Source organism: Pectobacterium sp. HCp5_1, from assembly GCF_032905925.1.
Classification (GTDB): domain Bacteria; phylum Pseudomonadota; class Gammaproteobacteria; order Enterobacterales; family Enterobacteriaceae; genus Pectobacterium; species Pectobacterium brasiliense_A.
The window spans coordinates 185,575-197,705 of record NZ_JAUMIO010000005.1; the positions used below are offsets into that span (position 1 = coordinate 185,575).

Genomic DNA, 12,131 nt, shown 5'->3' on the forward strand with positions numbered 1-12,131 from the left:
GCGGCGGCTACGCCGAGGAAAAAGAGGAACGGATTTATGTCACTTGAAAACGCCCCACCCGACGTCAAGCTGGCGGTCGATTTGATTATGCTACTGGAAGAAAACCAGATCGAACCGCGTATCGTGCTGGCCGCATTAGAGATTGTGCGCACCGATTTTGAAAAGAAGCTATCACAAGAAGAAGGTGGCGCTAAATCCTCTACCTAAAGCAAAGATAACTCAGCACGTAGAGGCAACGGGTGCTAGCGCCGTCGTTCAATAGCTTACCCAGCGGCTTTACGTAGCGCCGGGCTAAAATGCAACATATCGATAAAGGCATCCACCAGCGACGGGGCTTCCTGATCGAGATCGAAACTTTCCGGCATAAATAGCCAGTTCTCCATCACACCAGAAAAATAGGCACGCAGCGCAATTGCCGCACGACGAGAATGAATATCCGTCGGCAACATGCCTAGGCGGATGCACTCAATCAGATTTTCTTCAATATCGACATAGCAGGAAAGATAGAGCTCTTTGCGCGCGTTGTACGATTGCAACATTTCACCGACAAACTCACATTTGTGAAAAGCGATTTCCATAATGGAACGCCAGTGCGTATCACTAACTGTTAAACGCAGCATATAAATCAATAATTCACGCATCACACGGAGTGGATTATCAGGAAATTTTGTCTGATACTCTATTTCAAACTCACTGATCTTTGATTCTGCTAACGCCCAGATCTCATCAAAGATTTCGGCTTTGTTCTTAAAATGCCAATAAATAGCACCGCGGGTCACACCAGCAGCAGTCGCAATGTCAGACAATGAAGTCGCAGACACACCATGCTCAGAGAACACTCTTAACGCAGTATCCAGTATCTGTTGCCGGGTTTCCTGAGCCTGTTTTTTGGTTTTTCGTGCCATGATAATTTGGTTTTTCGTGCCATATCGCTGTATTTGAAGGAAAGTGAGATTTACATACATTCAAGTATGTATGTAACATAGCATGAACATAAGACTATAGCAGCAATGGGTTTTTGAGCTTGTGATCCATTGGTCAATTTCAAATCGGACACTTGAGGTTTATCTATGAACAAAAACAGAGGGCTAACGCCTCTGGCGGCAGTTCTGATGCTTTCCGGCGGCTTAATGCTCGCAGGATGTGATAGCGGCAATAATCAGCAAGGCGGCGCACAGCAGCAAATGCCTGAAGTGGGTATTGTTACGTTGAAAACGGAAGCACTGAATGTCATGACCGAACTGCCGGGCCGCACAAGTGCTTACCGCATTGCTGAGGTTCGCCCACAGGTTGGCGGCATTATCCTCAAACGCAACTTCGTTGAAGGATCTGACGTTAAAGCTGGCGCATCGCTGTATCAGATCGATCCTGCGACCTATCAGGCAAGCTACAACAGCGCCAAAGGCTCACTCGCTCAGGCTCAGGCTCAGGCAGAAATTGCCCGTTTGACCGTTAATCGCTATAAGCCGCTGCTGGGCACCAACTACGTCAGCAAGCAGGATTACGATCAGGCTGTCGCGACTTCTCGTCAGGCTGATGCTGCCGTTCAGGCTGCCAAAGCAGCAGTGGACACCGCACAAATCAATCTGGCTTACACCAAAGTTAATTCGCCAATCGAAGGCCGTGTAGGTAAATCAACGGTAACGGAAGGCGCATTAGTCGCAACCGGGCAAGCAACAGCATTAACGACCGTTCAACAACTTGATCCGATTTATGTTGACGTCACGCAGTCCAGTAACGACTTCCTGCAATTGAAGAAAGAACTGGAAAACGGCACGCTGAAACAAAGTGAAGGCAAAGCCAATGTCCGCCTGCTGCTGGAAAACGGTACTGAATATACTGAGGCAGGTACATTAGAATTCTCCGATGTCACGGTAGATGAAACCACCGGTTCCATTACGCTGCGTGCCATTTTCCCTAATCCACAGCACAACCTCCTCCCCGGAATGTTTGTACGCGCGCGTCTCGATTCTGGCGTTAACCCAACAGCCTTGTTAGTTCCGCAGCAGGGTGTCACCCGCGATCCACGTGGTCAGGCTACGGCGATGGTGGTTGGAGAAGGCGATAAAGTGGAACCTCGCACGCTTAAAACCAGTAAGGCAGTTGGTGACAAATGGTTGGTTACCGAAGGCTTGAAAGCCGGCGATCGCGTTATCGTCACTGGTCTGCAAAAAATCAGACCCGGTGCGCAGGTGAAAGCTAAAGAAGTCGCTCAAGAAAATCAGCAGGCGCAGCAAGCGTCAGCAGAACCCGCGAAGTCTTAAGACGTTCTAACAGGAGCCGGTATAATTCATGGCTAAGTTTTTTATAGATCGACCCATTTTTGCATGGGTACTCGCCATCATGGTGATGCTGACGGGGTTGCTGGCAATTGTTAAATTACCGATTGCCCAGTATCCAACGATCGCACCACCCGCGATTGAAATAACAGCAAACTATCCAGGGGCCGATGCATCAACGCTGCAAGATTCCGTGACGCAGGTTATCGAACAGAATATGAACGGTATCGATAACCTGATGTACATGTCATCAAGCAGTGACTCCTCAGGTACAGTGCAGATTACGCTGACTTTTGACGCAGGTACGGACGCGGACATCGCGCAAGTTCAGGTGCAGAACAAACTGCAACTGGCCATGCCGCTGCTACCGCAGGAAGTACAGCAGCAAGGGGTTAACGTTCAGAAATCAAGTAGCAGCTTCCTCATGGTTGCCGCCTTCATCAGTGAAGATGGCAAAATGTCGCAGGAAGATATCGCTGACTACGTGGCCGCTAACGTTAAAGACCCAATCAGCCGTACATCTGGCGTAGGTGATGCGCAGCTGTTTGGTTCCCAGTACGCAATGCGTATCTGGCTGGATCCGAACAAACTGAATAATTACCAGTTAACAGCCGGCGATGTTACAGCAGCGATCCGAGTGCAAAACAACCAAATCGCCGCTGGGCAGTTGGGTGGCGCGCCACCGGTTCCCGGTCAACAGTTAAACGCTTCTATCATTGCGCAGACCCGTCTTAATTCAGCCGAGGAGTTTTCTAAAATCCTGCTGAAGGTTAACGCTGATGGGTCTCAGGTTCGCCTTAAAGACGTTGCTCGCGTTGAGCTAGGTGCAGAAGGCTATGACACGATTGCACGTTTCAATGGTCAGCCCGCTGCCGGTATCGGTATCAAACTGGCAACCGGTGCGAACGCGCTGGATACGGCAACCGCAGTAAAAAATGCATTGACCAAGGCGGAAGAGTTCTTCCCTGCTGGCCTGAAAGTCGTTTACCCGTACGATACAACTCCCTTCGTTAAGATCTCCATCAACGAAGTAGTGAAAACGCTGGTGGAAGCTATCGTACTGGTATTCCTGGTGATGTATCTGTTCTTGCAGAACTTCCGTGCCACGCTGATCCCCACTATCGCGGTGCCGGTCGTCTTGCTAGGGACGTTTGCGGTCCTCTCCGCGTTTGGTTATTCCATTAACACCCTGACGATGTTCGCGATGGTTCTCGCCATCGGGCTTCTGGTGGATGACGCCATCGTCGTCGTGGAAAACGTGGAACGTGTCATGGCGGAAGAAGGTCTACCGCCTAAAGAAGCAACCAAACGATCCATGGAGCAGATCCAAGGTGCGTTGGTCGGTATTGCGCTGGTTCTGTCCGCGGTATTCGTCCCGATGGCGTTTACCGGTGGCTCCACAGGGGCAATCTACCGCCAGTTCTCCATCACAATCGTGTCTGCGATGGTGCTGTCGGTTCTGGTCGCATTGATTTTGACACCCGCGCTTTGCGCAACGCTGCTAAAACCAATCGCCAAAGGCGATCACGGTGAGAAGAAAGGCTTCTTCGGCTGGTTCAACAGACTGTTCGAGAAAAGCACGCATCACTACACCGATAGTGTGGCAAATATTCTGCGCAGCACGGGCCGTTATCTGGTCATCTATCTGCTGATTGTTGTCGGTCTGGCATTTCTGTTCTTACGCTTGCCGACGTCCTTCCTGCCAGACGAAGATCAGGGTGTTCTCCTGAACATCGTTCAGTTGCCTTCAGGGGCAACGCAGGAAAATACGCAGAAAATCATGGACAGAATGACAAACTACTATCTCGAGAATGAGAAAAGTAACGTTAAATCTGTATTTACGGTGTCGGGCTTCGGATTCTCTGGCCGTGGGCAGAATGTCGGTCTGGCCTTCGCCAGCCTGAGTGACTGGAGTGAACGAAGCGGCGCAGAAAATAAAGTTATGGCGATTGCAGGCCGAGCAAACGCGGCCTTTAGCCAGTATAAAGAAGCGATGGTTTTCGCAGTCAACCTTCCTGCGATTATCGAACTGGGTACCGCAACAGGTTTCGACTTCCAGTTAATTGACCAGGCTAACCTTGGGCATGCAAAACTGACGGAAGCACGTAACCAACTGCTAGGCATGGCGGCACAACATCCTGATACGCTGGTGCAAGTTCGTCCTAACGGGATGGAAGATACACCGCAGTTCCGTCTCGATATCGATCAGGAAAAAGCACAGGCGCTTGGTGTGTCACTGTCGGATATCAGTTCAACATTGGCAACCACGCTGGGTGGTTCTTATGTAAATGACTTTATCGATCGCGGTCGTGTGAAGAAAGTTTACGTTCAGGCCGATGCACCTTTCCGTATGTTGCCAGATGACATCAAAAACTGGTACATCCGCGGTAGCAACGGACAAATGGTGCCATTCTCTGCATTCACGCAGAGCCACTGGGAATATGGTTCACCGCGTCTGGAACGTTATAACGGCCAACCATCCATGCAGATCCAAGGTCAAGCCGCGCCAGGTAAGAGTACCGGTGAAGCCATGGCATTGATGGAAAATTTCGTGACCCAATTACCGCAAGGTATCGGCTACGAATGGACGGGTATGTCCTATCAAGAGCGGTTATCTGGCAACCAGGCACCTGCAATCTATGCCATTTCACTGATTGTCGTGTTCCTGTGTCTGGCAGCGCTTTATGAGAGTTGGTCAATACCGTTCTCCGTCATGCTGGTTGTTCCATTGGGGATCATCGGTGCGTTAATTGCAGCGAATATGACAGGTCTTGAAAACGACGTTTACTTTAAGGTGGGCCTGCTGACAACCATAGGGCTATCGGCGAAGAACGCCATATTGATTGTCGAATTTGCTAAAGATCTGATGGAGAAAGAAGGGAAAGGACTGATTGAAGCAACGCTTGATGCCGTTCGTATGCGTTTGCGTCCAATCCTGATGACATCACTTGCCTTTATCCTCGGTGTCATGCCGCTGGTTATCAGTAGTGGTGCAGGCTCCGGTGCACAGAACGCTGTTGGTACTGGCGTAATGGGCGGGATGATTACAGCAACCGTGCTGGCTATCTTCTTCGTTCCGGTGTTCTTTGTTGTTGTCCGCCGCCGTTTTGGCAAAAAAGTAGACGACACAACAGCACACTAAGGCTGAACATCCATCGATATATCCCCTAAAAGGCCGCCTAGCGGCCTTTTTTACTTTCCTGCCCTTCCTCTCAGCTCATTCTTATCAAACGAGCACAGGGCCATTTGCATCGTTATCCACCTCTATAGTGACTTAGAGAATGCTGCAACCTTGCAACAACATAATGGTTGATCCTGATGTCAAAAAAGCGCAACATAATAGATATGTTATAACATAACAAATGAGGCAACTATGAAAGCAGGTATCCATCCTGACTATCGCACGGTGGTATTTCATGACACCAGCGCGGATGTTTATTACAAGACGGGATCAACGATTAAAACCGATCGAACCATTGAATTGGAGGGGGCCAGCTACCCTTACGTCACCATTGACGTTTCTTCGGCATCGCATCCCTATTATACCGGGAAGCAAAAAGAATATTCCAAAGAAGGCAGCACAGCGCGCTTCCAGCAGCGCTTTGGCAACTTCTTCAAGTAATCAGAGAGGGCTATAAAATGCAGGTGCTTAGTTCGCTACGTTCAGCAAAGAATCGTCATAAGGATTGTATTGTGGTCCGCCGTCGCGGGCGAGTTTACGTTATATGCAAATCCAACCCGCGCTTTAAGGCCGTACAAGGCGGAAAAAAGAAAAAAGGTTAATCTTTCTCGACTTCATCCCGATACAGTCAGTGTTATGACGCTAACAAGACTGCACGGGATGATTCGCATGAAAAAACTGCTGAAACAATAAGATAACGAGTGCCAAAAGCCCTTATCCGCTGAGCAATCTCTTCGCATTCCTTCTGCCATTTCTCATATTTTCAGATAGAAATAATTAAATAAGCCGCAGACGAGTTTATTCTATGCTCATTGTTACAACAAAAAATCTGAGGATTAATCAAAATAAATAGCAGTGAAAACCTTACCTATTATCCGCGAATTTTACGAACGTTTTTGCTATAGTCATATATAGAATGGCGTAACCGTAACCACCATGGCATAGCTATACTTAAGGTTAAGTCATGATATGTTGGTATTTACGCCAACCCTATTTCAAGACATAGTAGATACTAGGAGGGACGATAATCACTGTTTTCTCATTCACTACAGAACAAATCACAATGGTTCAACGCCCTGTCTGTAACAACATGAATACGAAACAACGTTAACGTTTTATCTTGTAAGCTTCATCAGTCTACCTGTTTACCAGGTGTTAACCGCAGTAACACTGAATAACGGCTTAACGGAGGGATTGATATGGATGAGTACACACCAAAACATTATGATATTGCCCAACTCAGATTCTTATGTGAGAATCTGTGTGACGAAAGCATAGCGACGTTAGGCGATAGCAGTCACGGCTGGGTCAATGATCCAACATCTGCGATCAATCTCCAATTAAATGAACTTATTGAGCATATCGCTACGTTTATTCTCACATTTAAAATAAAATACCCTAACGAAAGTGAGCTTTCAGAGCAGGTTGAAAAGTATTTGGATGATACTTACGTCTTGTTTAGCAACTATGGTATTAATGATGCTGAACTACGGCGTTGGCAGAAGTCCAAAGCAAAATTATTCGGAATGTTCTCAGGGGAGAACATCTGTACGCCTGCTAAAACTTAAGCAATAATTTATTTATATTTTTTAACCACCAGGTACTGCTTGCATAGGCCATTATGAAAAAAATCGACTATTTGATGCGTTTGCGTAAATGCACAACCATTGACACCCTCGAACGCGTTATTGAAAAAAACAAGTATGAACTCTCTAATGATGAACTGGAGATGTTCTTTTCCGCAGCCGATCATCGCCTTGCAGAACTGACGATGAACAAACTCTACGACAAAGTCCCTACTGCAGTATGGCGATACGTTCGTTAATTCCTAACGAAACGCATACAAAAACTGACATTAATTACACTGCGCCGATAATATTATCGGCCTTTGTTTTTATTATCTTTTTAACGTATTAATTGCGTAAGACTTGTAACAAATTGTATTTTTTATATTAAGTAAAAATGAATTCTTCCTCACATCTCACGCTTATTCCCCCAGCATTTATTGTTCACACCCTAAATAATTCGAGTTTCAGGAAAGCGGCAAGAGAGGGCATCCTGATGAGCTTACTCAAGTAAGTGATTCGGGTGACTAAACGCAGCCAACGCACATGCAACTTGAAGTATGACGGGAATATAACAATCGCATCGATAGCATCACTAATAGTATTCCCGTGATGAAAAAAGAGGAGGTAATAATTACCGCAATTATTACTCGCCAGGTAAAGATACACGGTCAGCCTCTCGAAGAAACAGCGATCGGTAAATGACACCTGTAGAGCAAAGAATGGCGGCTCAGCGTTTATGTATGTCAGACAACGGGTTTATGGCAGAGAATGTCGTTTATGTGCAGGAGATGAAGACCAGTCTGGCGATGAAGCAGCTAACGAGGGCTGAAATGGTGGAGGCCCTGCCAGCTACATCCCGGCACACACGTCTCCTGCTGCGGCTGCTTCCTTCCGGACCTGACCGAATCCACAGGTTAATGTTGCGGGAGAACCGACAGGGCCTCCATTGACGACTTTATAACGGCTTACGCATGATAATCGCAACGTGTCACAAAGCGGTGGGCATTATCGGCGATGGGATAGGCAATTGCAAGCTAACACCGACTAACCGTTGTTTTCTTACCCACCCCGCTGTGCCACTATGATGTTCAATCGGTTTAGGAACAGCAGGAATATCCGCGGATGTCAGAAGAAAACGATAATTTCCGCCAGCGCGTTTTTCAAATCGTCGCGGCAATCCCTTACGGAAAAATAGCGACCTATGGCGACATCGCGCAGCTGGCCGATTCACCCAGAGCATCCAGGCAAGTCGGCGGAGTATTAAAACGTCTGCCGAAAGACAGCAAACTTCCTTGGCATCGGGTAATCAATCGTAAAGGCGAAATATCGCTGGTCGGTGGGGACTATGTACGTCAAAAGTCAGCACTACAGGCGGAGGGCATCATTTTCAATCGTCAGGGAAAAGTTGATCTTGCAAAATATCGCTGGCAATACGCGCCATAACGGCGCGTATCCAGATAAATTACCAGATGGTCTGTGGTGCCATAGATGACGAGTCAGGCTGCCCCTGAAGCATATGAGGAGTCTGATTTGTCGGGTTAGACATCATCGAATCCTGATGTTTAGCCGGTAAGGGAACAGAGGCGACAGGTACCAGCACCAAATCGGCGTGATTTACCCCGTTGCTAATAACCGGCAAGACGTTCTCCGTCACCATCACGATACGATTATCGATCGCAACGGCTGCGCTGAGTAAGATACGCGCGTTGGGCTGAATATCAGCCGGGTTATACGGTAATTCGAATCGGAAAGGTGCCTGCTTTCCTTCTGTACGCGTCACACGCTGAGTGATCACTTTTGAAGGTGCATCCGCCAGCGATGCATCAGACACCGTAACGGTTAAAACGGCGTTGTGAGGGAGTGCAATGCGCTGACGAATATTCACCGTACCGGTTACCGCTGGCATTGCAACAGCTGGGCGCTGTGAAGAAACAGAGGTGACAGGTGCGCCAGTTTGAGGAGAAACGCCATAATCATTCCTCTGTGCACATGCAACCAGAGTCATCGATAACGTGATACCGCCTAATATATGCCATAATTTCATTCGGTCAGTCTCCTTTATTATTGTCAGACTACCGGTATCGAAAACCGGCACTCATAAATAGTATGATTCACCCAACACAATAATGATGGTGCAAAATTCTGATATTTTCCTGAAACCCACACATTCATTGCAGTAAAAACCCATAACAAAATATTTTACACCTTAAAAAACAAACAGATAATTATTTATTCGCATCCATTGGGGCCGATACCATGAGTCAATCACTACAACACCTTCTCGACCTCCTGCATTTAGAGAAACTCGAAGAAGGGCTATTTCGCGGACAAAGCGATGATTTGGGGCTGCGTCAGGTCTTTGGTGGGCAAGTTGTCGGCCAGGCTATGTCGGCCGCTAAACAGACTGTCCCCGTCGAGCGCAACATTCACTCTTTCCACAGCTACTTTTTGCTACCCGGCGATAGCCAGAAACCAATTATTTATGACGTTGAAAACCTGCGCGATGGCAACAGCTTCAGCGCCAGACGCGTTAGGGCAATCCAAAATGGCCGCCCTATTTTTTATATGACGGCCTCATTTCAAAGTCATGAAGAAGGGTTCGAGCACCAAAATGTGATGCCAAACGTCACACCGCCAGAAAATCTGAAATCCGAGCAGGAAATCGCACAAGACATGCAGCACCTTCTGCCGCCCCGCTTTCACGATAAATTTATTCAGGCCAGCCCGATTGAGATACGCCCGGTCAAATTCCATAACCCACTAAAAGGTGAAGTAGACGAACCGGTGCGACACGTCTGGTGCCGTGCCAGCAGTACGCTGCCGGACGATAAGCGTATTCACCAATATCTGCTCGGCTATACGTCTGACTGCAATTTCCTACTCACGGCCTTGCAGCCTCACGGCGTTGGCTTTTTGGAGCCGGGTATGCAAGTCGCTACCATCGATCACTCAATGTGGTTCCACCGTGATTTCCGGCTGGATGACTGGCTGTTATATACCGTAGAAAGCACGTCTGCATCCGGTGCTCGTGGTTTCGTTCGTGGGCAATTCTATACTCGGGAAGGCGTGCTGGTTGCATCCAGCGTGCAGGAAGGCGTCATACGTCGTCGCCAGCCGTAAACCTTGCGGCAGCCTCGAAACGTAAAAGACCACCTCATCTGGAGGGGGTTGGTTTAAGACTGATAATAAAACAGGCGTGGAGTTTCCCCCACGCCTGCTTACTGTATTCTGACTATCTCACTGATTAATTTACGCACTCTTATTGGTTGTAAGCGCTCTCGCCATGGCTGTTGACGTCCAGACCTTCACGCTCTTGATCTTCAGGTACACGCAGGCCGACAACCATATCCGCGATCTTGAAGGCGACAAATGCCACCACGCCAGACCACACCAGACAAACAATCACGCTGAACAGCTGCACCCAAATCTGGTGTGCCATCGTTACGCCTTCCGCATAGCCCGTACCGCCCAGTGATGCAGAAGTGAATACGCCAGTCAGGATACAGCCAACGATACCGCACACGCCGTGAACACCGAATACATCACATGGGTCATCCACACGCAGCCATCTTTTCAGTACCGTTACGCCCCACAGGCCTGCAACACCGCCAGCCAGACCGATGATCAGTGCGCCACCCACGCCAACCGTACCCGCAGCTGGCGTGATTGCCACCAGACCCGCGATACAGCCAGAGCATGCGCCCAGCAGAGAAGGCTTACCGCGGACCATCCACTCACCGCCAACCCATGCCAGAATTGCAGCGGCAGTCGCGACAACGGTGTTCAGGAAAGCCAGAGCAGCGATACCGTTCGCAGCACCCGCAGAACCCGCATTGAAACCAAACCAGCCGATGTACAGGATCGCCGTACCGATAAACACCATCGGCAGGTTATGCGGTTTGAAGGCTTCTTTGCCAAAACCAGCACGTTTGCCCAGCAGGTAAGCACCAACCAACCCAGCAACTGCGGCGTTGATGTGAACCACCGTACCGCCAGCGAAGTCCAGCGCGCCATCCGCAGCCAGATAGCCACCACCCCATACCATGTGCGTCATCGGCAGGTAGGAGAACGTCAGCCACAGCGCAACAAAAATCAGTACAGCAGAGAAACGGATACGCTCAGCAATCGCCCCGACAATCAGCGCAACGGTGATACAGGCAAAAGAAGCCTGATAAGCCACGTGTACGAACTGATAGAAGGTGCCACTGATGGATTCAATCCCGATGCCTTTCAGCATAAAGGTGCTGAAACCACCGAAGAAGGCGTTACCTTCGCTGAAGGCCAGGCTATATCCGTAAACGACCCACAGGATACAAACCATCGCGAACGTTACGCTCACCTGCGTCATCATGGACAGAACGTTCTTAGAACGAATCAGGCCGCCGTAAAACAGTGCGATGCCCGGTATAGTCATAAAGAGTACCAGTGCGGTACAAATCATAATAAAAGCGTTGTCCGCTTTATCAATCGTCGGTGTCGCAGCCATTGCCCAGGACGGGAGTAATGCCGCCACACCGAGACCTAATGAAGAGAGTAGTTTTTTCATTTTCATCCATCCCTATTTACGTATCTACGCTAGGTGTTATTAAAGTGCGGCTTCGTCAGTTTCACCCGTACGAATACGGATAACCCTTTGCAACTCGGCGACAAAAATTTTGCCATCACCAATTTTTCCGGTGTACGCGGCTTTGCTGATGACGTCGATCACTTCATCCAACTGGTCGTCTGCAATCGCGATATCAATTTTTACCTTGGGTAAAAAGTTAACGCTGTATTCTGCGCCGCGGTATAGCTCCGCGTGTCCTTTCTGACGACCAAATCCCTTCACCTCAGTGACGGTGAGTCCCTGGATGCCGACAGAAGATAACGCTTCACGTACATCTTCCAGCTTGAATGGTTTTATCACCACAGTAACCAGTTTCATTTATCTTCCCCCTAGCCATTACGTTCAGGCTTTCGCCCGTCACTTGTTCGATTACATGCTCTATGAAGTCGGTCTACGTCATGACTAAAGCAAAGGGTGTGCCATAAATGATTTATCTGGCACAAATCAGGAAAGAGAACGCTATTAACGATAAGAAAGGGCAAAAAGAAAACCCGGAG

General features: G+C 48.6%; 13 protein-coding genes and 1 other RNA gene. 9 read left to right on the forward strand and 5 right to left on the reverse strand.

The genetic code is table 11. The annotated features are described in order from the left end of the window. Positions 1-36: 36 nt before the first annotated feature. Positions 37-207 carry a pleiotropic regulatory protein RsmS gene (gene rsmS / locus Q3A88_RS06205; RefSeq protein ID WP_072010012.1) on the forward strand — a complete coding sequence of 57 codons (171 nt, stop codon included), beginning with the start codon at positions 37-39 and terminating at the stop codon, positions 205-207. A 56-nt stretch (positions 208-263) separates the two neighbouring features. Here rsmS and acrR read toward each other — a convergent pair whose 3' ends face one another. Then, entirely contained in the window at positions 264-905 is a 642-nt protein-coding gene (acrR, locus tag Q3A88_RS06210) for a multidrug efflux transporter transcriptional repressor AcrR (protein ID WP_110163776.1), read from the reverse strand. Between the two features lie 165 nt (positions 906-1,070). Here acrR and Q3A88_RS06215 point away from each other — a divergent pair, with 165 nt between their 5' ends. The 6 genes from Q3A88_RS06215 to Q3A88_RS06240 all read left to right on the forward strand — a co-directional run bounded on the left by Q3A88_RS06215 (position 1,071) and on the right by Q3A88_RS06240 (position 7,285). Continuing rightward, complete coding sequence (locus Q3A88_RS06215) at positions 1,071-2,264, forward strand: efflux RND transporter periplasmic adaptor subunit (protein ID WP_317177596.1); 1,194 nt, start codon at positions 1,071-1,073, stop codon at positions 2,262-2,264. Between the two features lie 28 nt (positions 2,265-2,292). Continuing rightward, entirely contained in the window at positions 2,293-5,421 is a 3,129-nt protein-coding gene (locus Q3A88_RS06220; protein WP_110163778.1) for an efflux RND transporter permease subunit, read from the forward strand. A 231-nt stretch (positions 5,422-5,652) separates the two neighbouring features. Next, positions 5,653-5,901 carry a type B 50S ribosomal protein L31 gene (locus Q3A88_RS06225; protein ID WP_014914542.1) on the forward strand — a complete coding sequence of 83 codons (249 nt, stop codon included), beginning with the start codon at positions 5,653-5,655 and terminating at the stop codon, positions 5,899-5,901. A gap of 17 nt (positions 5,902-5,918) precedes the next feature. Next, the gene (ykgO, locus tag Q3A88_RS06230) at positions 5,919-6,062 is read left to right on the forward strand and encodes a type B 50S ribosomal protein L36 (protein ID WP_005976091.1); all 144 of its coding nucleotides are present in this window, start codon (positions 5,919-5,921) and stop codon (positions 6,060-6,062) included. Between the two features lie 597 nt (positions 6,063-6,659). Next, positions 6,660-7,028, forward strand: a complete 369-nt coding sequence (gene tomB / locus Q3A88_RS06235) for an Hha toxicity modulator TomB (RefSeq protein WP_010282247.1) — start codon at positions 6,660-6,662, stop codon at positions 7,026-7,028. Positions 7,029-7,081: 53 nt separating this feature from the next. After that, complete coding sequence (locus Q3A88_RS06240; protein WP_005976087.1) at positions 7,082-7,285, forward strand: HHA domain-containing protein; 204 nt, start codon at positions 7,082-7,084, stop codon at positions 7,283-7,285. 583 nt (positions 7,286-7,868) lie between these two features. Here the strand turns inward: Q3A88_RS06240 and ffs are convergent. Further along, positions 7,869-7,965, reverse strand: an RNA gene (ffs, locus tag Q3A88_RS06245) — signal recognition particle sRNA small type. 185 nt (positions 7,966-8,150) lie between these two features. Between ffs and Q3A88_RS06250 the strand changes: the two genes are divergently transcribed. Continuing rightward, entirely contained in the window at positions 8,151-8,471 is a 321-nt protein-coding gene (locus Q3A88_RS06250; protein WP_010282239.1) for an MGMT family protein, read from the forward strand. 19 nt (positions 8,472-8,490) lie between these two features. Here Q3A88_RS06250 and Q3A88_RS06255 read toward each other — a convergent pair whose 3' ends face one another. Next, entirely contained in the window at positions 8,491-9,072 is a 582-nt protein-coding gene (locus Q3A88_RS06255; RefSeq protein WP_110163779.1) for a YbaY family lipoprotein, read from the reverse strand. A gap of 212 nt (positions 9,073-9,284) precedes the next feature. On the opposite strand from Q3A88_RS06255, the gene tesB reads away from it, so the two are divergent. Then, complete coding sequence (tesB, locus tag Q3A88_RS06260) at positions 9,285-10,148, forward strand: acyl-CoA thioesterase II (RefSeq protein ID WP_014914538.1); 864 nt, start codon at positions 9,285-9,287, stop codon at positions 10,146-10,148. A 139-nt stretch (positions 10,149-10,287) separates the two neighbouring features. Here the strand turns inward: tesB and amtB are convergent, their stop codons facing one another. Together amtB and glnK are read right to left on the reverse strand one after the other, a co-directional pair. Continuing rightward, entirely contained in the window at positions 10,288-11,574 is a 1,287-nt protein-coding gene (amtB, locus tag Q3A88_RS06265; RefSeq protein WP_014914537.1) for an ammonium transporter AmtB, read from the reverse strand. 39 nt (positions 11,575-11,613) lie between these two features. Continuing rightward, the gene (gene glnK, locus Q3A88_RS06270) at positions 11,614-11,952 is read right to left on the reverse strand and encodes a P-II family nitrogen regulator (RefSeq protein ID WP_002208627.1); all 339 of its coding nucleotides are present in this window, start codon (positions 11,950-11,952) and stop codon (positions 11,614-11,616) included. Positions 11,953-12,131 lie beyond the last annotated feature (179 nt).